The sequence below is a fragment of the Nitrospira sp. genome (assembly GCA_016788885.1).
Lineage (GTDB): Bacteria > Nitrospirota > Nitrospiria > Nitrospirales > Nitrospiraceae > Nitrospira_A.
Genome location: JAEURX010000027.1, coordinates 89,251 through 109,736, shown reverse-complemented (window position 1 = coordinate 109,736; position 20,486 = coordinate 89,251). Strand labels below are relative to the sequence as shown.

Genomic DNA, 20,486 nt, shown 5'->3' with positions numbered 1-20,486 from the left:
CGGGAATACAACGAGGAGCGCACACATAGCGGGATCGGAGATATGACACCGCAGGAGTTCATTATTCACCATCAAACCGGAGCCCAGCGAACTCAGGAGTTAACTTCCTCCGCTGTGGTGTAATAAACGGGGGAAGGTCAGGTGGCCGGCGGCATGGTGATGAGAGGTGCTCGGTGTCTCGGCGGTAGATTCTCTGCCTGGCTGGTTTAGTGCGATTGATTGAAGGTTGGTGAAGTTGTGATATTAGGTTGAGACAACAGGAAGCATCGAGTTTTGCCGTATCCAAATCGCGGCTTGAAATTCTCCTAGCTTTTCTGTGCGATAGCAGATGCCTTTGAGCGGCGTATCAGGATCCGCCCAGAGTTTCAAGTTACCATTGTATTGCCTATTGTCAGATCTCTGTAGCCTTCTTTACCGATCGCAAAATTGAGTCGTTTCACTATATTGAGCTGATTGAGCCTGTCACCTTCTCCTCATCCCTGCAGTTGCACCATCATTGCCGCCGGATTCCAGTAGCCCCACATGGTTTGGATTTTTCCTGTTTGGTTGATCTCGAAGACATCGATGCCTTCAAAGAGGACGGACCTACCATTTTTGCCGGTGCCGCGGCCCGTGAATTTAACGGCGACCCGGTTTCCGGACTGGAAGACATGGTCGGCCGTCATGGTGATGCTTGCAAAGGTTCCAAGCACCTCCACGAGAAATTGCCGTAACGCCCCGCGCCCCTGTAGCGGTGCCGCTGCTCCTGGTTCGTAGCTTATTCCCTTCTCGTCAAAACAGCTGACCCAGGCATCCGCATCCATCCTCCCGATGGCCGCGAAGTATTGCCGCACCGCTGCAGGAATCGTTTCGTCCATCATCGAATCTCTCCTCTGTTTCGTGAGTTCAATCGCATTGGTTGGTTCCCCAGTCGTTGTTCATACTACGAAGTAAATTGATGATTGGATTGATCGTGGAAAGTGCGGATGGTGGGGTGCGTTGGAACGACAGACCTGCGATAGGCTGCCTGTATGGCACAGTGGGAGGAGGGCTTGCTGCGAGTGAGGCTCCGGGCCTACTCTATGATCCAGAGTGCGACGCCGGAGAGGTCTCGTGATAAACGTTCAGCGATGTTATGACTGAAAAGGTGCGCGGCATCCGGTTGGCCGTGTTTCGTGATGACGAGGGTGCCGTAGCCGCCGGCTCGTACTTCATCCAGGATCGTGTCGACGAGGTCGCCTGCGTATCCCAATTTGAGGACCACCCGATCGGTCGGGAACCCTGTTTCACTGAGCCGCCCACGAGCTCTCTCGAGGATAGGATATTCAAGCGTCTCTTCCGCCTGCATCCATTCTTGTTGATCTTTCCGAAGTTGTTCGCCGAGTTGATGTTCCATGTCGGGATTTTCTGAGCCACCATGTTCCATCAATTCGCGCGGCATGGGGTTCAACACATGAAACAAGGTAATGGTGACTTCCGGCGTCTCGCGCAGCAATGCCCCGACGTACTGGAGGACACGGATGGTGGCCTTCGAATCATCGACGGCGATCAGCAGCTTCTTCGGGGAGACTGAGCGGTTCGAAATGGGGTCCGGTGCGAACAGGGATTGGTCACGCGGCGCCATAGTTGCCATGATGTCACCCTGCGGGTCTTATGCGACGGGTTATCACGAGCACGTGGGTTCTAGCCTATGCTTCTCCTGAAAATAAATCAATCTCCGGGTGCCGGGTTGGGTGGGTTAGTCTCCCTGTCGTAAGAGCTGAGGCAGGGATCCCATGAAGCCGATCATTCGACTTCATGGGACGGGCAAGCAGGTAGGATCAGGCTCTCTTTTTCGTCTTACCGGTTTTAGCAGCCTTGGCCGACCTTCCTCGTGCGATTCAACTGGCTGGCATGATGCGATCGCGCACCAGATAGGATGCGATCGCTGGAAATCGTGTGCCGGCTGGCTCTGCCGGATTGCTGTCGGCATAGGAGCTGGCTGGATTGTTCTTGAATAGCCAGAGCTGTACGACGCTCATGGGCGTTGCCGGTGTCGGAACTCCCGTGCCTCGAAACTTCATCATGCCTTGTGTTTGGACCAGCACCGAGCCGCTGCTGGTCGACGAATTCAGCGCGACGCCTCCCATCAACTCGATGAGAGTTTCCATGGCGACATGATTGCTCTGGGGAAAGGGCACAACTTGCGAGAGGCCATGCTTGGTAATTCCCGCATGTTGCTGAAGCTGGCCGATCTCTTCTCCGGTGGCATAACGAAATCCATAGGTGGTGGTATAGCCTCCGGCTCCGCCCAGGACTTCCAGGTAGGAGAGATTGGCAGTCGCGTTCAGGCTGAGCCATTCGAGGTTGGTTTCCGTGTCGAGGGTAATCAAATGGTCGCCGGTTCCCGGAACAAGATTCTGTTGAACAAGGGCCATGGACGTACCTCCTGCTGATGGGGAAATGGGTGGTTGCACTGTGCGTTGATGGGATTGGCAAGCCAGTCACGTGCCAGGCCGGATTCGTCTGATGCTCAACCAAAGCAGAACCCCAGGACCTGTCATACATTACGCAGTTTTCGCGTATACGGCGAGCAATCGGTGCTCCTCTTGGGAACCCAGGCCATGTAGACGGAACGTATCGAGAGGGATACAGCTGAATTCCAGTTGGATACGGTCGGAACTGCTGTATGCGGTGGTCAGTAGAACAAGGCTTGTAAACACTATCCTCTTCGTGGAACGGGCCTGCCCTCCTCCAGGTCCTGCAGGTCCGACCAGGCGGTGATGTCCGTGCGGGAGGCATCTACTGCATCGCGGTACTTCGTAAACTTCGCGGCGCTCTCCGGCGAACTCGGTCCGCGCTCAAGCAGCTTCGCGTTCCATTCAGCGAGTTCCGCCTCGCGACGCGGGGTGGCGGTGCGTCGAAACCACTCAACCACCCCGTCATCGGTCGGATTGGCCTTCACTGCTGAGGTGAAGTGCTCAGCGGTGATACCGGCATACTCCAAGAGCCGGTCATCCATCGGGCAGGGATAGATATATTCACCCTCAGTCCCGGCCAGCACCGCGCGACACTTATCGATCATGCGTGCCAGGTGGACATAGCCACCCAGCCTCGTTTTCATGCTGCGCGGGAACGTCGTGCGTAAATCCATCATGCCAACAATTTATGATTGGTGAAGGTGAGGGTCCGTACGAGTACGGCGCCGTTTTCATAGGAAATGATGCGCCGGGTCGCTGGGAGATCAGAGGCCCCCACACGCACATGCGTATCCGTGAAGCTCTCGACATTGCGAAGTGCGCCGTCCTTCGGCGAGAAATAATACACGGTATACTTCGTCGTCAGCTGCTTCTGGTCCTGCGTGGTGCTGCTCTCTTCCACATTGATCGTAAAGGCCACGTGGGGCATCTTCCGGTTGATCTGGGTGATACGCGTGTCCTTGATGCGGTAGAACGACTGCATGCCGTCGCCATGGATGTCGAGCCGCCGTCCGAGCGGATGCTCATCGCCTGCTTCCATCGTCAGGCGATGTTTGCCGTCCGATTCTTCAAACTTGCGGGGCGCACGGTGCACGGCGATCATCCCGATCTGCTCTTGCGCCCACTTTTGAATCGCTTCATCAGGCAGTTGCACAGTCACTTCACGAGGGCCCTTGACGACGACGGTCCCTTCCACCAGCTGGCCGTTGGTGTTGACGGTCAGGTTGGCCGAAAACCCGCGGAAGTCAGGTTGCCAACGCGCGGTGCTCTCAAAGGCTTGCTGGAGGAGGGCGCGGGCTTGGGGCTCGTCGGCAACTGTGACTGCTGTATCGATCGAGGCAACATGTTCCATTGGGGCTCCTTCATCTCGAGGTTGATCTACATCGGAATTATAGAGGCCTTTGTCGGACATCTACAACCCGAGGTGCTGGGGTGGATCGTCCGGTCTCGTACGCCGCGGGGAGAATTTTTTCACTTGCTGGCGTAGGTTTGTGTAGTACTGGCTAGGCCGAATCTGTTATACTTACTCCCATTTCATCCGACGATAGAGCGGATGAGTGCCCTGGGTTTCAGCATGCCTTGAAAGGAGCGCTATGGAGCGGCGAGCAGCGTCTCATACGGAAGAAGAAGAAATGAACCAACGGCGACGTCTGTTGGGTCTGGCACGGAAGGGTGATCCCAAGGCCATCAGCAAGCTGTTCGAATTGTATCAAGTTCGCGTGTTGAATGGCGATATGCTGAGCAAACTCAATAAGTCTTACTACAAAGCGGCGGCGGCCCAGGAACAAAAGGCGGCTCAAGCTCCGGCCAAGACGGCGAAAGGTTCCCAAGCGGCCCACGGCAGCGCGAAGGGAAGCCAGAAAGCCGCGGCTCCTGCCGCTCGCAAGTCCACGACCACGAAGACCACTGCGCCGAAAAAGCGTACCAAGTGACCTGCGTCTGCGTCGACCCGGTCGGCGCAGACCAGTACGCCTCTCCTGTTATTCTCTACTGCACCCCGACCCGTAATCCCCCGGCTGCCAGCTTCGCCCCGATCTCTTCTGCCAACTTTCGTGCCCCCGAGTAAACCGTGGCCTGCCCTTCATGGTCGATTCGCCAGGCCAACTCAAACGCCCGCGAAGAGTTCATCCCGGGAATACATTTACAGAACAGGGCGATGACCTGTTGGTACGTATGGCACTCGCAGTTGAAGACGATGACGCGGGCTTCCAGATCGTTGCCGGTGCCCACGTCCGTCGTGTCGAGGGCTTCGGGAACCATGACCGGGGTGAGGGTGCTCATGCGATAGTCTCGTCGGGCGTCGAGTGTACCAGGTGGGACGGGGCTCTGTGCAATAGTTCAGTGTCAGGCATCAGCGGTGGAGATATTCGTTGGGAAGATCAATGCCATCTCGCTCCAGCGTGCGCTTGAACAAGGCGTAGTGGGTTGTAGAATCGGTGACGGGGACGAGCCTGTGGGCATGGGCCAGGCGAATCGTATAGACCTGGGCCGCGGCGGTCTTGAGCAAGGCCAGGCCATACTCGAATACATAGGCTTCGTCCAGCGTGAGGCGCGGTTTCGCAAGCGCCTGCACCACGGCGACGGTACAATGTCGGGTCGCCCGTTGAGGTTCCAGCAAACGGAGTAACGCGGCCGGACCTGGAACCAGCGTTCCGCCGATGTGCACGGCATGGGTGAGGTCGAAGAGACCGCGCTGGAAGCGTCGATCTTCTCGAAAACCCGTATGGAACAGCGCGCGCCACTGGGGATCGGCCAGGTTACGGTCGACCTCCGTTACGGCGACTGCGTCCAGGGGGCCGGAAACCTGATATCCCTGGACGATCCGACCGCTGGCCACGAGATCGGGGTGTTCGTCGCCCATGCGATCTTGGTAGGCCGTGGTGCCCATCAAGGGGGTCAACCGGAGTGCCATGTAGTCTCGAAAGTGGAGGGAATCATACAGGGCAAGCAGGTGTTCCAATGTGTCGGGCGAGCACAGGTGAAACGGGTAAAATAGCGCGTGGCCGGTAGAGCGTGAGGTCATCGAGGACATGTGAGTGGTGGGCGTTCTGCGAATTTCGGTGAAAGTCACCGAACGCGTGGCAGACCGGCGGCATCCTGGGGATGTGGCGTTACCAACTATCCATATCGATCACTTCGGTGGCATCCCAGAGATTTTTCAGCTCGGCTTCTGCGATCGCCTTCTCACGATCCGCCTCCGTATCCTCACCGAATGTTCTGGTCTCTGTGGCGTTCTGTCCGGCGTCGGCAGCCGATTGTTCTTCGATCGGCTGGCGGCGTCGGCGTTTGCTGGGATCCATATTGACCGGCATGGGAACAGGCCTCCTCGACATATTCGATTCTACGGCTGTGGACGATCGCTCGACTCAGATGAGATCCGCAGCCTCCTCACACTGTTGACGTGATGGGGGATGGAAGTCAAGGGGGCGTGGTGGCGCAAGATGGCTGCTCGAGACTGGCGAGAAGGGCGACGGCCACGGTATCGGCATAACGCCGTCCTCTGGCCGTGAGTCGGACCAAGCTGCCCTCGCGCTCCAAGAAGTTGTCCTCGATTAACTCGTCCACTGTTCGTGCCAAACCGCGGTATGAGAGAACGCCACTCTCATCCAGTGCGACACCGTCCGTGAGACGAAGCCCGAAGATCAAGCGCTCGCACGTCTCATGGGCGTGACTCAGTTCTTCGGTTTCCGACACTGGAAGCTGTCCGTTGCGGAGAAGGCTGTTGTAGGCGGCCAGGTTACTCACATTCCCGAAGCGTCGATTTCCCACATAGGATTGGGCGCTCGGGCCAAGCCCCAGATACCTGCCGGCGGTCCAGTGCAGACGGTTGTGCCGACTGGCGAAACCTGGGCGGGCATAGTTCGAAATTTCATATCGCCTATAACCGCTACTGGTGAGGGTGGATTCGGCGACCGCGTCCATCTCATTTTGCAGCGCCTCGTCGGGAGCGGGGACAAGCCCACGGCGAATGGCGGCTTGCAGGGACGTCCCGTCCTCAACCGTGAGGGCATAGCAGGATAGGTGGCTCGGGCTGAGAGCGATGATCTCGTGCAGCGAGGTGTTCCAACTGTGAAGCGTCTGCCCCGGGAGGCCGTACATGAGGTCTAGGTTGATGTTCTCGAAGCCGGCGTCACAGGCAGCGACGATGACCTCCTTGGTATTGAACGGGGAGCCTGGACGTCCGACCCTATCCAGTTCGGTTTGATTCATGGATTCGGCGCCGAAACTGATACGGGTGAACCCGCCTCTCCGGAGTTGTCGCAGGCTTGCCGGTGTCACCGACCCTGGATGCGCCTCAACCGTCACTTCGCCGTCCGAGGCCAGACCGAACGTGTCTTTCGCTGCCGAGAGGATTCGCGTCAGCTGATCGGGGCTGAGTGTGGTGGGGGTCCCACCGCCGAAATAGATCGAGCCGAGCGGGGAGTGATCGAAGGGCGAGGAGTCGGCGTAGAGCCGGAGCTCCGTCAGGAGTGAGTCCACGAATTCCGCTGCCGCTCGAGGGTGGTGGATCTCCAGATAAAAGGCGCAGAAGTGACAGCGCTGATGGCAGAACGGGACGTGAATGTAGAGACCCTGATCAGTGGCCGGTTGCATGATCGTTTATTCAGTGTGGGCCGGCTGAAAAATCGCGGATCATTGCCACCTCGATTTCTTCTGTCGGGGCGATCCCCCGGTTGCGGACATGGGATTTCCACGCCGGATATTCCCGCAGTGTTTCGAAGAGATTTTTCAGCAGCACCGGTTTGATCTGTGTCTCCCATTCCCGCAGCCAGGCGCGCTCATCATACGGCCCTTCATAGTCATCGGGAAATTGCGCTTCAAGACTGATGCGGAACACGAAGGATTTATCTTCCGACCACATGTGCAGACTCCCATCGGCTGACAATTGCGAACTGAATCGATCCTTACTTATAATGCGGAAAACTTCAGGGAGTATAGCCCCCATGCCCATCTTTGAATACGTCTGCCAGGAATGCAACCATCGCTTTGAGCTCATCGTGCAGGGCGGTACCGTACCGGCCTGTCCCTCCTGCAACGCCACCGCATTGAACAAGCAGTTCTCGGCCTTCGGGGTCGGGGCGACCGGCGGATGGCCGGTCACGTCCAGTTCCGGTGGCGGGTGCGGATCCTGCGGAGATCCGCGTGGTCCCGGCGCCTGTTCGATGAATTGAGCGCGACGCAGGCCAATTCATGGAACAGACTGAAGAACAGATGCGCCGCGCGATCGGGACGTTGCTGCAGTCAGATCCCCTGATCAAACTCCTCCAGGAAGTCAGGCTCGGCCGGATGAAGGCGGCTGATCCGGGGTTGCGTGCCGTGACCGAGTCATGGATGGGGGTCTACGCGCAAGTGTTGGAGTCCCAACCAGTACCGCCGGAGCTCTTGCCTCGACTGGATCCGACCCCTCGACTCCAGGTGTTGGTCGATGCCGGGGTCTTGTCCTGGGATCATGCGGGAACCCAACGCCTTCGTGACGTGTTTCAACGCTTGTCTGCTCCCGTCGGTTGACCGGCATGACTCACCACACCGTGTGGAGCGTCCTCGGCGCAGGCCTGCTTGCGCTGGTCTGTGTTGGGCCGACCGCCGCACAGGCGGAGAGCGAACTCGGTGTGCGGCCATTGCATCGCGAGTTTTCCGCCGCGCTCGCCTCGCTTCCTCCCCAGACCCAGCTGCTCCTGAAGTCCGAGTCGATAGAGAGATTCCTCACGGCGCTGGATGGGCATCCACCGGACTGGCCCACGGTGTACGGTCAAGGGCATCATGGTCCCGGCCACGACGAACGACTCTTTGCCTTGAACCGAGAACGTGATGCCGGTCGGGTGGGGAAAGACGCCCTCCACTGGATGATCGCGTTTGTCTGGCTTGGGGAGCTGTCTCGTTTTGATCAAGAAGCAGGAGGGTTTCACGTGGCGCTCGGGCCGAAGTTCACCCGGACCGGCTGGGGCGACGTGCGATTTAAACACGAGGATCTGCCCGCGACGCTGATCGCCCTGGCAGGTGGGGAAACCACCGATCTCAGAATCAGGCAACAGCAGGGTGAACGAATCGAGATTGAGGTGTTGATGGCGGGACGATTGATCGAGGAAGAATCACTCGTCTATGACTTTTCGCACGAGGCCGAGGGACAGGGATTGATCATGCCCGTGGTGCGGATTGAAGCCCTGGCCTTTGTGTTAGCAGAAGGAGCGGACCAACGTCCGTGAGAATGCTCGGGAGTGTACGGATGCCGCTTAAGGCATGTGCTTCAGGTGAGGGTACGCCTGATGGAGGCAGGTATCGCAGACGGCTTCCTTCACGGTGGAACGGGCCTGACGACGCAGATAGTCTTCAATCCGTTGCCAATACGATCCCTCGCTGTTCACGCGCTTGCACTTGGCGCAAATGTGAATGGTGCCATGGCGTGTGGTGATCTGCTCGAAGGCGCGGTCGAGTTCCGTTGTTCGTTCCAACAGTTCCTGCTCGCGGAGTTTTCTTGCATCAATCTCCTGCTTGAGGCTGAGCGCGGTAGCGACACGGGCGAGCAATTCGGCGGGAATGACAGGCTTGCGGATGTAGTCGGTCGCGCCGGCTGTATAGGCTGCTTGAATGTCCTCTGCCCCCGTGTGTGCGGTAATGATAATGATGGGGAGTCCCTGCAGCCGTTCCTCCAGCCGGATGAGCTGACAGGCTTCTAATCCGCTCATCTCGGGCATCTCGATGTCCATCAGCACGAGATCGATCCCGGATGTCGGTTTTCCTCGCCTTCCGACCCCCAGCAGTTGCAACCCTTCTCCTGCACTGGCCGCCGGAAGCAGCGGTCCGAATCCGGCGCGCTGCAAAATGGTGTGAAGCAGATCCCGTTGTTCCTGAAAATCGTCGATGATCAGAATGCTCATGTCTTCGCGCTGCTCCTCGGAGCCGTCAAGAGAGGGTCTGTCTGGACGGCCTGGTCGATTCGGGAGAGGATCACGTCCATCTCGGTAAGCGCCTGCTCGACCGAGGCACGATGGCAGGCGTTGGCTGCCAGCTCGATGTCTGCACCTGCCGTTCCGATTTCCGGATATCCATAGGAACCGGCAAGGCCCTTGATGCGGTGTCCCATGCTTTTGAGGCGGTTATAGTCTCCGTGGTCCACCGCATTCCGCATCTCTTCCAGATCAGCGCGGCGATGGGCGAGGAAAAGTGGGCGGCGTCGCGCAAGTTCCTCTTCGATGCGGGCCGTCATGTCGGTGGCTGATTGATCGAGCGTGGCCAGGCTGAGGCCGAGCTGAGCGGCGCAATAGGTCTGTACCGTTTCGAGCAACCGGCGTTGCGTCAGTGGTTTGGTCAGCAGCCCTGTGCAACCCGCTGATCGGCTCTGTTCTTGAGCCTCGTCCACGCCTTGTGCCGTCAGTGCCAGGATGGGCGCCGGCGCTCGCTGCTGCGAGGACTCCCAGGCGCGAATCAGCCGGGTTGCGGTGAATCCGTCCATGATCGGCATCTGGTGATCGATTAACACGAGATCGAAGGGGTGAGCCTTGAAAGAAGCGACAGCCTGTTCTCCGTCGGATACCACCTCGACCCGGCAGGGGGCGTCGCGCAGATAGGATCGGACCAGGATGTGCGACTCGATCGAGTCGTCCGCCAGCAGGAGGCGGATCCTGGCGAACTGGGTGGGTGTTGTAGATCGGGGAACGGGGGCGGTCATGCTGGGCCTCATGCTCACCAGCAGTATACCGGCTGAGGTGGGGAGTACCTAGAATCTCCTCAAAATATGACAAGCGGAGGTTGCGTTGGAGGAACGGAAAGGGGGGGGAGTGCATCGGAGCAGGGACACTCAGGCCGAGCCGCGTAAGCGAGGTGTCCTGTTCCAGAGCCTGCGTCGATCAGTAGCTATCGCGAGCGCAACGAAATCCGGTTCCGGAAGGTCGGCTGTCCATGGTGCCCCAATCGCGATCGGAGGTCCGCAGGCTGATCGCCGGTTTGAGCCAGGACCCTCCGCGCATGGCTTTGATGGCGCCCCGCTCTGGCCCCTGTGGGTTGGTAAGGCCTGCCGACCGATAATGGTTGGGATTGTACCAATCCTGCACCCATTCAGCGGCATTACCCGCCATATCCAAGGCACCGTAGGGACTGGCACCGGAAGGAAAACTGCCGACCGGCATCGTCAGAATTTCACCTCTCAGACCCTTTTCTTTGGAAATAGCTGCGCCTTCTCCCTTGAGCCAGAAGGCTTCCCATTGGGTGCTATCGGCGAATTGGACCGTTTTCCTGGCCCAATAACTTGCGCTGTTAGCCTGATCGAAGTCCCAGTCGTTGCCCCAAGGATAGGTTCGCCGATCGGTGCCTCGCGCGGCCTTTTCCCATTCGGCTTCCGTCGGCAACCGTTTGTTGGCCCACCGACAAAATGCCACGGCATCCAGCCAGCTCACGTTGACGACCGGATGTTGCTCGATGCCGGGTAGGGGGAGGTTGTGTTCCCAGAGGGTGAGGGCAGGGGCGGCGTTGGCTGGCGCTTGGTAGCCGGTTTCCTGGACGAATCGGGCATAGGCGGCATTGCTGACTTCGTATCGATCGATCCAAAAGGCACCAAGGTAGACCAGGCGCATGGGTTGCTCGTCCGGGAAACCGCCCTCCTCGATAGAGGTTCCCATGGCAAATTCACCGGCAGGAACCAGCACCATGTCGTCAGGCGTGCCGGCTGCCCTGACCATCTCCTGTGGTGTGAAGAGGACAAGGCAGAGCCACAATCCCGCTCCATACCACCTGCGGCTGATCGTCATGGTTTGACCAGCTTGCAGGCTTTGGCGATGCTGTCCCGGTAGGCCATCCAGAGCGTCAATCCTTGTGACACACAGGCAAGGACGGCATTCTGTCGGCGTCTGGTATCGGCATAGCCGACCACCATGGCATAGGCATCCTGGCGGTGCCCTGCCTCCACCTGTTGATGGGCACGGATGAGGTCCATGGACTGCCGGGCAATGTTGTGGTGCCGGATGAGGGGATGGGCGTTGATATAGGCTTCAATCTCCGCCTCACTTTTCGGCTTGGACGGCTCCTGAATCTCCTGGCGATCTTTGATGCTGCCTTCGACGAAGACTGCGAGTGCCGCGGCACCGACCACCCAGTCCCGGCTGGCTGTGACCTGTTCCAGCCACTTCCGGTAGCGGGCGCTGGCGGGGAGCAGCTTGGCGGTGCGGAACACCTCGTTGCGGAATCCAAGGCCCTGCATCATTTCGTTGAACAGCTCGGGATGCGAACGGCCAAAAGACAGACCACCGGTGTCCTCCTCATAAATATTCTCCGCTAACATGCGCCGGACGTCCGGCGGTGGGTTTTGGCCGTGTACCCGGGCCAGCAGCACGGGAAAGTCCCGGACATAGACCAGGAACTCTTGCTGGTAATGGAGTTTCAACTGCGCCTTGGAGATGCCAGGCCCCATGATGATGGGCCAGGCCCAGTGATGCTTGCGATCCATGATGGACAGCAGGCGCTCAAGAAATTGCGTCCGGCTCAATCGCTTCTGTGCCATGTCTTGCCTTCCTTGTTTCTTGCTGGCTACAATCACACCCGATCAGATGAACCCGCTCACCATTCAAAACTCAGACGACATTCTCAATTTCCTCGCCGAGGTCACCTTGCGCGGCAAAGGGTTCACGACCGATTGCCTGCTCGACTATGTGCTCGACGAAGGATTTACGGAACCGATCTATCTCAATGCTTCCGGCGAAGACCCGGACGCGCTCTACAAGAATCAGCCGAACGCCTGGGCGATCTACCAGATTCGCGAGTGGAAACGTGTCCTCACGGTGTCCGGCGGTCCGGGAAAAGAGCGCCGGGTGCAGATCACCGAGACCCCGTAGGTGGTTCAGGACCACGGACAGATTGGGAGCCGTTCCGTCCCGCCGCTGTTGCGGTGCGTGATCTTGCGCGGGCACATCCGCCCGAAGTCATACGCTCATTCGTCTACGTATCTGTCAGTGTATTGACCATCCGCGTGAATTGCAATGAATCACGCACTGTTCGCAGCCACGCAGGCCGGTGCGCACCGCGCCCGATCCGGTGATGGCGCGGCACCAAGTCAGCGGAGGACCACTGTGACGTCGAGCCAGCATCCTGAGAGTTCCAGCACGTTCGTGACGCTCTGTGAATCGGGTGATGTGGGGGAGTTGGCTCTGATCAAGAGTCTGCTCGACGGCAATGGGATCCCCTACGCCGTTCAGCATGAACACGTCGGCGCACTCTATCCCGGAGTGGCTCTGTTGGGGAGTCGGGTCATGGTGGAGTCGCGGGACAGGCAACGAGCGGAGATTCTGCTCAGTCGATTGGCGCTTCAGGTGCGGGAGGCAACCGGCGAGGCGGGATGATGACCCCGCTCACATCAGGAACGCATCCCGCTACGGATGCCCCTTGGGCTTGACCGGCTCTGGGTTGGTCGGGAGGGGCAGGCGCACATCCGACCCCGAGAAATGCCCGCCGATCAACTTCCCTTCTTCAAAATACAGATAGCGGTGCTTCACGACCGCCGGGCTTTCCCAATCCTCGAAGATCCATTCTTCACGTCGTAACCCGTCCTGGGTGTGGGTGACGTTCATCGTGTTTGGCGAGCCCCAGGAGTCGAGTACCTGCTTGCGATCCATACCGACCATCACACGATGGCTTTCAATATGCTTTGAAAAGTCCGGATCCAGCCAGCCGGGGACGAACCGAAAGGCAATGAGGGCTACCACGAACAGGACCAAGAACGAATTGATGATGAGCCGGACCGGCCGTTGGCGGATGAAGGGTGTCGGTTCCTCCGCCGGGGGGAGGGCTGAAACGGGACTGGCCGAGGTCGTCTGATCGGTCACGGGGCTCCTTCCGGTAACGAATGGGGCGATGCACAGGTGCTCCCGCATGCTAAACAATCGTTTTTCGGTCCGTCAAGGGATGGAATGGTGCTCGGACCTGGCCTATTGATCCTCACAACCCGTTTTCACCTGCTATGCTTAGTGGAGGACTGTGAGGTCGGCGATGACAGGACAGAGCTGGAGATGGCGGGGATGTCTGGTGTGGCTGGTGGCCGCGGCGGCTTGGCTGCTGATGTGTGAAGGCTCCCCTGCGGAGGCGGGACCGCTCTATGTGTATACGGATGCTCAGGGGCAGCCCGTCCTCACCGACAGTCTTGAACAGGTGCCTGCCGCTTTCCGGGGGCGGGTGCGAACCATGACCGGTCCTGATTCGTCGCCGGTCCAGCCTGCCGAACGGGTTGCTGCGACATCTGCTGCGACCCGCCAGAGCTCGAAGGGGGTCACCGGAGACCTGCTGGATGTGGTGGCCGCAAAATTGGGGACGCGTGCCATCAAAGGACTGACGCCCTATCAAACGGCGGTGGCGATCGTCGCAGGCACGGCGGCGGTCCTTCTCCTACTGCTGATGTCTCTCAGCGCCAACCCGGCGATTCGGGTCCTCTGCAAGTGTTGCCTGATACTCGTTGCGATCGCCGCGATCTTTCATGCGGCGGCCTTTGAGGCGCCCTCACTGGAAGCCGTGGCCGGACCCCCTCAGCAGGGCTCAGGGCAAGCCGCGGACAATATGCTGGGACGATTGAGGAATCAAACTGAGAGCAGTTACCGTGTCCAAGACGAACGGACGGCTCGCCAAGTCGAAGCAGCCGAACAACCGACGCCTTGACGGCCCTTAGTCTGCGTATGTGGGGATGGGGATCTTTTTGGCCGCCGGGGCGGGCGGAGGTTGCTGCGCGAAGGCCTTGGAGTAGGGATTCAGGACCGGTTCGTGGGTATTCCGCTGGCGGAGTTTGACCAGTGGCAGGCTCTGGGTGCTGATTTCCACACGGTCGATCGGGGCTTTCAACGTCAGTGGATCGGGCAAGCCTTGCAGGGCGAACATTTGAAACGCCAGTGACCAATCGAGCGCGTCCTTCCCCTTCTCCCGAACAATAAACCTCGCCTCCGCCGACGGCGTGCCGGAAAAGAACAACAGCATGATGTTCGACCGAAAGACCGGCGAAGCCGCGTCGTCGGATGGTTTAAATTCAGGGACGAGCTGTGGGACTTTGCTCAGCGCAACCGGGGGGGTGAATTCGACATCCACGAGTCGAACGAACAGGGGGCGTTGCTCGCTGTGGTCGTTCGGGTCGAAGGTGTAGCTGAACGAGTAGCGTACGTCCACGCCGTCGCGTTTGAACGTGTAGACATCTTCGCCGTTTTCCGGCGAGGCGACTTTTTTGAAGTACTGGTCCCAGTCGACGATGGGGTAATACGTAAAGACGCGCAATGCTGATTTGCGGTCCCGCACGGCCTGCGGCAACCCGAGCTTTTCGTGGAGCTCGGTTTGGGTGAGCCCGAGATACCCGTCGTCGAAATAGGGCTCCGCCCAGGCCAAGGGGGCTCCTGGTTTCACGACGCACATGTAGAGGAAGGAGAGAACCAGGAGGCGAGTGACTGTCTGAAACGCCATACGATGTCAACTCAGGCTCGAGCCAGACAATGATGGGCATCCTATCGGCCAGGGTATTCAATGTCAAGGCGCCGGACCAGTCATGGCTTGCTGAAAAAAGTCTGTTCCCGATATGATGCCCGCTCATTGCGCGTCCTCGACGTTGGCGGCACCCGCCGGACGTTCGAGGACAGAAAGACATAGGTAGTCATGCCGGTACATGAAGTAGACGCCTTGCTGAAAGAACGAATCCTCATCCTCGACGGTGCCATGGGCACCATGATCCAACGCTACAAACTGGACGAAGCCGCGTTCCGCGGGACACGATTTCAGCAGTGGACCAAAGACCTCAAGGGACATAACGACCTGCTGAATGTCACGCAACCGGCTGTGATCGAGGCAATCCACCGCCAATACCTCGAAGCAGGGGCGGACATCATTGAAACGAACACCTTCAACTCGCAGGCCGTGTCACTGGCTGACTACGGAATGGACGATCTGGGCTACGAGCTCTCGAAGGCTGGGGCGGAGTGCGCCCGTCGGGCTGTGGCCGGAGTCATCGCCGCGCAGCCTGCCCGTCGCTGTTTTGTGGCGGGGGCCATCGGTCCGACCACAAAGACCTCCTCGATTTCGACCGACTCGAACGATGCCGCCGCACGTGGCACGACGTTTCCGGAGTTGGTCCATGCCTATGCGGAGCAGGTTCGCGGTTTGCTCGACGGAGGCGTCGATCTCCTGCTGGTCGAAACCATTTTCGACACCCTCAATGCCAAGGCCGCGTTTTTTGCCATCCAGCAGTTGTATGCGGAGGGCGCCAGGCAGGTGCCGATCATGGCTTCGGTGACGTTTATTCAGGCCGGTAGCAATCGTGGATTTTCCGGGCAGACCGTCGAAGGATTTTGGAATTCCATTTCCCATGTGCCGCTGCTCAGCGTCGGGATGAATTGCGCGTTGGGTCCGAAGGAAATGCGGCCGCTCATCGAAGAGTTGTCGCAACTCGCGCCCATTTATGTCAGCAGTCATCCGAACGCCGGCTTGCCCAATCCGCTTCTGCCGACGGGGTTTCCCGAGACTCCGGAGTCGTTGGCCCCGCAGTTGCGCGAGTGGGCGCAGAACGGCTGGCTCAATATTGTGGGTGGCTGTTGCGGGACGACCCCCGACCATATTCGACAGATTGCCGGCGCGGTGCAGGGAGTGTCGCCCAGACGGCCCGGAAAGGTGGAGCCCTACCTGCGACTCAGTGGTTTGGAAGCGTTGACGGTCCGTCCGGAATCCAATTTCGTCAATGTCGGCGAGCGGACGAACATTACCGGGTCGCCGGCATTCTCCAAATTGATCCTGGCAGGGGATTATGACAAGGCGCTGACGGTGGCGCGCCAGCAGGTGGAAGGCGGGGCGCAGATCATCGACATCAACATGGATGAAGGCCTGCTGGACTCGAAGGCGGCGATGCAGAAATTCCTGCGTCTGCTGGCGGCAGAGTCCGACATCGCGCGCGTGCCGATTATGGTGGACAGTTCCAAGTGGGAGGTCATCGAAGAGGGCCTCCGCAACATGCAAGGGAAAGGCATCGTCAATTCCATCAGCCTGAAGGAAGGGGAGGCCAAGTTTCTGGAACAGGCCCGGCTCATCCGTCGGTACGGAGCGGCGATGGTCGTCATGGCGTTTGACGAGCGTGGCCAGGCGGATTCGCTGTCCCGACGTACCGAGATTTGCGAACGGTCATACCGCCTGCTGACCACGCAGGTCGGAGTGCCGCCGCAGGACATCATTTTCGATCCCAACATCCTCACAGTGGCAACCGGGCTGGAGGAACATAACAATTACGCCGTCGATTTCATCGAGGCGACCCGCTGGATCAAACAGCATCTGCCGCTGGCCAAAGTGAGCGGCGGGGTCAGTAATATTTCCTTCTCGTTCCGCGGCAACAATGTGGTGCGTGAAGCGATGCATGCGGCGTTTCTCTACCATGCCATTCAGGCGGGGCTCGACATGGGGATCGTCAATGCCGGCCAGCTTGCCGTGTATGAAGAGGTTCCCAAGGATCTGTTGGCGCTGGTAGAGGACGTGCTCTTGAATCGCAGACCCGATGCGACCGAGCGACTGGTGGGCTTCGCCGAAACGGTCAAGCAAAAGGGCAAGGCAGCAGTGAAAGACGATGAGTGGCGGGCAAAGCCGGTTGCGGAGCGGTTGGCCCATGCGCTGGTCAAAGGCCTCACGGACTATATCGACCAGGACGTGGAGGAGGCTCGGCAACTATCCGCTCGTCCCCTCGATGTGATCGAAGGGCCGCTGATGGCAGGCATGAACATCGTCGGCGATCTGTTCGGGTCGGGCAAGATGTTTCTTCCGCAGGTGGTGAAGAGTGCGCGCGTGATGAAAAAAGCCGTCGCGTACCTCATGCCGTTCATGGAGGCCGAGAAACAGCGGTTGGGCGCGGCCCGCGCGAACGGCAAAGTGCTGCTCGCGACCGTGAAGGGCGATGTGCATGACATCGGCAAGAACATCGTCGGGGTCGTCCTGGGGTGCAACAACTACGAAGTCATTGATTTGGGCGTGATGGTGTCCTGCGAGACCATTCTCGCGACGGCGCGGGAGAAGCAGGTGGATGTGATCGGTCTCAGTGGCTTGATCACCCCTTCGTTGGATGAAATGGTCCATGTGGCCAAGGAGATGACCCGGCAGGGGTTCGCGGTACCCTTGCTCATCGGCGGTGCCACGACCAGCAAGGCCCATACGGCCGTGAAGATCGCACCTTCGTATTCGCAGGCCACGGTTCACGTGCTTGATGCGTCACGCGCGGTTGGTGTGGTGGGGAGTCTGATCAACGCGCAGCAGCGGACGGAGTTTGCCGCATCGGTGCGCGCCGACTATGACCGGATCCGGCAGGCCCATCAGGAACGGGGATCCAAGGCGCTGGTGAGCCTGGAGGCGGCTCGAGCGCATCGATTGCCGACGGAGTGGGCAGCGGCGGATCTTCCCGTGCCCGCCTTCACCGGGGTGCGCACCATCGATCGTATGTCCCTTCGTGAGCTGGTGCCGTTCATCGACTGGACTCCGTTCTTTCACACGTGGGAATTGCGTGGGCGCTATCCCGGCATTTTGGAGGATCCTACGGTCGGTCCAAAAGCCAAGGAACTGCTGGCGGATGCCGAAGCGTTGTTGGCGGAAATCATTCGCGACGACCTGTTGACGGCTCGGGGAGTCTATGGATTTTTCCCGGCCAACAGCGTCGGTGACGATATCGAGCTTTATCGCGACCTCGATCGGCAAGAACTCGTGACTACCTTTCACACCCTCCGGCAACAGATGGAGAAGCCTGCGGATCAATTCAACTTGGCTCTGGCCGACTATGTCGCGTCCAAGGAGTCTGGGCGCACGGACTATGTGGGCGCCTTCGTCGTGACGGCAGGCATCGGTGTGGAAGCGCTGTGCGCAAAGTTTGAGAAGGACCATGACGATTACAACTCCATCATGGTGAAGGCGCTGGCGGACCGCCTTGCGGAAGCATTCGCCGAGTGGCTGCATAAACAAGTGCGAGCCGACTGGGGATACGGACGGACCGAGTCGTTGACGAACGAGGAGATGATTCGTGAACGGTATCGGGGTATCCGCCCTGCACCCGGGTATCCGGCCTGTCCGGACCATACCGAGAAACGACTCCTGTTCGACCTGCTGCAGGCGGAGTCTCGAGCGGGAGTGACGCTGACCGAATCCTTCGCCATGCTGCCGGCGGCCGCAGTGAGCGGCCTGTATTTTGCCCATCCACAGGCCAAGTATTTCGCCGTCGGCAAGATCAATCGCGACCAGGTCGAGGATTATGCGGCACGGAAGAAGCTGTCTGTGAGTGAGGTCGAACGCTGGTTGGCGCCCAATCTCAACTACGATGCCTAGCAGGAGCGGGCGATCAGTTCTTGACGGCTTCGAGAGGGGACGCGATGGTCGGGGAGACAGGCAGCCCGGCGGTGACACTGGTGAGCGCCGTTTTGATCCAGTGATAGCGTTCTTCTGCCCAGGCATTGAACGCGTCTGAATTTTCGAACACGAGTTCCCAGGCCTTGGCGGCATCCAGCAGCAACAACTGGTGCGGCTGATTCTGCCCGGGGAAATACACCACCAGCACAGCAGATTTTCCAGTCAGGCTGATGTCGGTAAAGACGTGGATCATGGCCGCCTGCGGCAGAGGAATGTCCCGCGTGGCCGCCGCGACGAGTGGCTGGTAGAGGCGGTGGAGGAAGTGCGTTGTGTCCTCGAAGGGGCAGGCGGTTCGTAAGAGCCTCGGGTTGGGGCGGTCTCCGAAAAGATTGTCGGTCAGATAGGTCGCGGCTTCCCACGTCGGCATCATGCCGGTTGACGCGAGGTTTTCACACAAATACGCGATCCAGTTTCGTGAGGCGCGGCTCATCAGGCTTCCCCCTGCTCGTGAGTGATCGCACGGTGCCGGGAGGTGGTGAGCCAGCTGGGATCGGAAAATTGATCATAGATGCGTGTGATGTCGACCATGGAATCGAAAAAGATGTCGAGCAGATCGGGGTCGAAATGTTTACCTCGTTCTTTCAGCATCAGTTCCTTCGCGTGGTCGAAGTCATAGGCGGGTTTGTACACGCGCTGCGTCGTAATGGCGTCGAAGTTGTCGGCGATCGCGGTGATCCGTCCCTCCAGCGGAATCTCCTCTCCCTTGAGTCCTCGCGGGTACCCGCTACCATCGTACCGTTCATGGTGGGTCCAGGCGATGAGGGCGGCCACTTTCAACAGTTCCGAGTCGGAGCCGGCCAGGATTCTATACCCGATTTCCGTGTGTTGGGTGATGACCTTGAATTCTTCCGGTGTGAACTTGCCGGGCTTGAGCAGAACATGATCGGGCGTGCCGATCTTGCCGATGTCATGCATGGGACTCGCCGTGCGAATGAGGTCACAGCGCTCAGGGGACAATCCATACCGGCGCGCGAGCAGTTCGCAGTAATGGCTCATCCGTTGGATATGCTGCGCGGTGGAGCTGTCGCGATATTCTGCGGCAATTGCCAGCCGTTGGATCGTCTCCTCTCGCGAGAGACGAAGTTCCTTTTCACTTCGTTCCAGCCATTCGAGGGCTTGCTGCAGGGCGATCGTTCTGGTCCGGACGACCTCTTCGAGATTTTCCCGGTGCATGGAGTTTTCGATCTCCAGCTTTCGCCGACGCAACGCGTTTGCCACGTTGATGAGGACTTCATTCGCCTCAAAGGGCTTGATGATATAGCCGAAGGCGCCCATATCCAGCGCCGCGTTCGCGAGTACGGGGCTGTCGAGGCCGGTGATCATGATGACGGCAGTCGTGGGATACTGCGTGAGGATGTGGCGGATCAGATCCATGCCCGACTCGCCGGGCATGTTCACATCGCAGAGCACCATGGCAAACGAGCCGGTTTCCATCCGTTGCCTGGCTTCGCGCGCCTCGCCGGCCAGGGTGACTTGGTAGCCGTGGGGCTGTAGCAGATAGCCTAACAGGCGGCGGATGGGTTCCTCATCGTCGACGATCAGGATGTTGCGGTTTTCGAGAATCGATTGCTGGGTGGCGACTTCACTCACGCTCGGGATGCTCATAGGCCTGGCTCGCTGGTTGAGGTAATCGAGGGTCGCTCCTGAGGGCTCTCAGGGCTAGCGTCTGTATCGGTT

At 59.2% G+C, this 20,486-nt stretch carries 26 protein-coding genes; 8 read left to right on the top strand and 18 right to left on the bottom strand.

The features are described 5' to 3' along the window. Positions 1-473: 473 nt before the first annotated feature. From JNL86_08135 to JNL86_08115, 5 genes are all read right to left on the bottom strand, one after another. A complete protein-coding gene (locus JNL86_08135) occupies positions 474-860 on the bottom strand; it encodes a nuclear transport factor 2 family protein (protein MBL8042871.1) in 387 nt (128 codons plus the stop codon). A 194-nt stretch (positions 861-1,054) separates the two neighbouring features. Next, positions 1,055-1,612 (bottom strand): universal stress protein, encoded by a 558-nt coding sequence (locus JNL86_08130; protein ID MBL8042870.1) that lies wholly within the window; start codon positions 1,610-1,612, stop codon positions 1,055-1,057. Between the two features lie 247 nt (positions 1,613-1,859). Next, positions 1,860-2,396: a hypothetical protein gene (locus JNL86_08125; GenBank protein MBL8042869.1), complete on the bottom strand. Its 537-nt coding sequence runs from the start codon at positions 2,394-2,396 to the stop codon at positions 1,860-1,862. A 284-nt stretch (positions 2,397-2,680) separates the two neighbouring features. Further along, the gene (locus JNL86_08120) at positions 2,681-3,115 is read right to left on the bottom strand and encodes a DUF5069 domain-containing protein (GenBank protein MBL8042868.1); all 435 of its coding nucleotides are present in this window, start codon (positions 3,113-3,115) and stop codon (positions 2,681-2,683) included. Next, a complete protein-coding gene (locus JNL86_08115; GenBank protein MBL8042867.1) occupies positions 3,112-3,789 on the bottom strand; it encodes a DUF3386 domain-containing protein in 678 nt (225 codons plus the stop codon). Before JNL86_08115 ends, JNL86_08120 begins: the two co-directional genes overlap by 4 nt. A gap of 241 nt (positions 3,790-4,030) precedes the next feature. On the opposite strand from JNL86_08115, the gene JNL86_08110 reads away from it, so the two are divergent. Then, on the top strand, positions 4,031-4,369 hold the full coding sequence (locus JNL86_08110) for a hypothetical protein (GenBank protein ID MBL8042866.1): 339 nt from the start codon (positions 4,031-4,033) through the stop codon (positions 4,367-4,369). Between the two features lie 55 nt (positions 4,370-4,424). On the opposite strand, the gene JNL86_08105 is transcribed toward JNL86_08110, so the two are convergent. The 5 genes from JNL86_08105 to JNL86_08085 all read right to left on the bottom strand — a co-directional run bounded on the left by JNL86_08105 (position 4,425) and on the right by JNL86_08085 (position 7,299). Next, the gene (locus JNL86_08105; protein MBL8042865.1) at positions 4,425-4,718 is read right to left on the bottom strand and encodes an ATP-dependent Clp protease adaptor ClpS; all 294 of its coding nucleotides are present in this window, start codon (positions 4,716-4,718) and stop codon (positions 4,425-4,427) included. 70 nt (positions 4,719-4,788) lie between these two features. Beyond that, a complete protein-coding gene (locus JNL86_08100; protein ID MBL8042864.1) occupies positions 4,789-5,349 on the bottom strand; it encodes a hypothetical protein in 561 nt (186 codons plus the stop codon). 199 nt (positions 5,350-5,548) lie between these two features. Beyond that, a complete protein-coding gene (locus JNL86_08095) occupies positions 5,549-5,749 on the bottom strand; it encodes a hypothetical protein (GenBank protein MBL8042863.1) in 201 nt (66 codons plus the stop codon). Between the two features lie 106 nt (positions 5,750-5,855). After that, positions 5,856-7,031 (bottom strand): radical SAM family heme chaperone HemW, encoded by a 1,176-nt coding sequence (gene hemW, locus JNL86_08090; protein MBL8042862.1) that lies wholly within the window; start codon positions 7,029-7,031, stop codon positions 5,856-5,858. 10 nt (positions 7,032-7,041) lie between these two features. Then, the gene (locus JNL86_08085) at positions 7,042-7,299 is read right to left on the bottom strand and encodes a hypothetical protein (protein MBL8042861.1); all 258 of its coding nucleotides are present in this window, start codon (positions 7,297-7,299) and stop codon (positions 7,042-7,044) included. An 82-nt stretch (positions 7,300-7,381) separates the two neighbouring features. Here JNL86_08085 and JNL86_08080 point away from each other — a divergent pair, with 82 nt between their 5' ends. Genes JNL86_08080 through JNL86_08070 form a run of 3 tightly spaced genes read left to right on the top strand, consistent with a single transcriptional unit; the run spans position 7,382 to position 8,641 of the window. Further along, complete coding sequence (locus JNL86_08080; protein ID MBL8042860.1) at positions 7,382-7,609, top strand: zinc ribbon domain-containing protein; 228 nt, start codon at positions 7,382-7,384, stop codon at positions 7,607-7,609. Positions 7,610-7,628: 19 nt separating this feature from the next. Then, on the top strand, positions 7,629-7,946 hold the full coding sequence (locus JNL86_08075) for a hypothetical protein (protein MBL8042859.1): 318 nt from the start codon (positions 7,629-7,631) through the stop codon (positions 7,944-7,946). A 5-nt stretch (positions 7,947-7,951) separates the two neighbouring features. After that, on the top strand, positions 7,952-8,641 hold the full coding sequence (locus tag JNL86_08070) for a hypothetical protein (GenBank protein ID MBL8042858.1): 690 nt from the start codon (positions 7,952-7,954) through the stop codon (positions 8,639-8,641). Between the two features lie 27 nt (positions 8,642-8,668). Here the strand turns inward: JNL86_08070 and JNL86_08065 are convergent, their stop codons facing one another. The 4 genes from JNL86_08065 to JNL86_08050 all read right to left on the bottom strand — a co-directional run bounded on the left by JNL86_08065 (position 8,669) and on the right by JNL86_08050 (position 11,928). Continuing rightward, on the bottom strand, positions 8,669-9,313 hold the full coding sequence (locus tag JNL86_08065) for a response regulator (protein MBL8042857.1): 645 nt from the start codon (positions 9,311-9,313) through the stop codon (positions 8,669-8,671). After that, positions 9,310-10,104 (bottom strand): response regulator, encoded by a 795-nt coding sequence (locus JNL86_08060; GenBank protein ID MBL8042856.1) that lies wholly within the window; start codon positions 10,102-10,104, stop codon positions 9,310-9,312. The genes JNL86_08065 and JNL86_08060 overlap by 4 nt, the downstream gene beginning before the upstream one ends. Positions 10,105-10,282: 178 nt before the next feature. Beyond that, entirely contained in the window at positions 10,283-11,179 is an 897-nt protein-coding gene (locus tag JNL86_08055; protein MBL8042855.1) for an SUMF1/EgtB/PvdO family nonheme iron enzyme, read from the bottom strand. Beyond that, positions 11,176-11,928 carry an iron-containing redox enzyme family protein gene (locus JNL86_08050; GenBank protein ID MBL8042854.1) on the bottom strand — a complete coding sequence of 251 codons (753 nt, stop codon included), beginning with the start codon at positions 11,926-11,928 and terminating at the stop codon, positions 11,176-11,178. The genes JNL86_08055 and JNL86_08050 overlap by 4 nt, the downstream gene beginning before the upstream one ends. A gap of 46 nt (positions 11,929-11,974) precedes the next feature. Between JNL86_08050 and JNL86_08045 the strand changes: the two genes are divergently transcribed. Continuing rightward, the gene (locus JNL86_08045) at positions 11,975-12,259 is read left to right on the top strand and encodes a hypothetical protein (GenBank protein MBL8042853.1); all 285 of its coding nucleotides are present in this window, start codon (positions 11,975-11,977) and stop codon (positions 12,257-12,259) included. Positions 12,260-12,493: 234 nt separating this feature from the next. Then, positions 12,494-12,763 (top strand): DUF2007 domain-containing protein, encoded by a 270-nt coding sequence (locus JNL86_08040; protein ID MBL8042852.1) that lies wholly within the window; start codon positions 12,494-12,496, stop codon positions 12,761-12,763. 30 nt (positions 12,764-12,793) lie between these two features. Here JNL86_08040 and JNL86_08035 read toward each other — a convergent pair whose 3' ends face one another. Continuing rightward, positions 12,794-13,246 carry a hypothetical protein gene (locus JNL86_08035; protein ID MBL8042851.1) on the bottom strand — a complete coding sequence of 151 codons (453 nt, stop codon included), beginning with the start codon at positions 13,244-13,246 and terminating at the stop codon, positions 12,794-12,796. Between the two features lie 163 nt (positions 13,247-13,409). On the opposite strand from JNL86_08035, the gene JNL86_08030 reads away from it, so the two are divergent. After that, the gene (locus JNL86_08030; protein ID MBL8042850.1) at positions 13,410-14,069 is read left to right on the top strand and encodes a hypothetical protein; all 660 of its coding nucleotides are present in this window, start codon (positions 13,410-13,412) and stop codon (positions 14,067-14,069) included. 6 nt (positions 14,070-14,075) lie between these two features. On the opposite strand, the gene JNL86_08025 is transcribed toward JNL86_08030, so the two are convergent. Continuing rightward, a complete protein-coding gene (locus JNL86_08025; protein MBL8042849.1) occupies positions 14,076-14,855 on the bottom strand; it encodes a hypothetical protein in 780 nt (259 codons plus the stop codon). A 189-nt stretch (positions 14,856-15,044) separates the two neighbouring features. On the opposite strand from JNL86_08025, the gene metH reads away from it, so the two are divergent. Then, positions 15,045-18,728 carry a methionine synthase gene (gene metH / locus JNL86_08020; protein MBL8042848.1) on the top strand — a complete coding sequence of 1,228 codons (3,684 nt, stop codon included), beginning with the start codon at positions 15,045-15,047 and terminating at the stop codon, positions 18,726-18,728. A gap of 13 nt (positions 18,729-18,741) precedes the next feature. Here the strand turns inward: metH and JNL86_08015 are convergent, their stop codons facing one another. Together JNL86_08015 and JNL86_08010 are read right to left on the bottom strand one after the other, a co-directional pair. After that, complete coding sequence (locus tag JNL86_08015) at positions 18,742-19,239, bottom strand: hypothetical protein (GenBank protein ID MBL8042847.1); 498 nt, start codon at positions 19,237-19,239, stop codon at positions 18,742-18,744. Next, on the bottom strand, positions 19,239-20,414 hold the full coding sequence (locus JNL86_08010; protein ID MBL8042846.1) for a response regulator: 1,176 nt from the start codon (positions 20,412-20,414) through the stop codon (positions 19,239-19,241). Before JNL86_08010 ends, JNL86_08015 begins: the two co-directional genes overlap by 1 nt. Positions 20,415-20,486 lie beyond the last annotated feature (72 nt).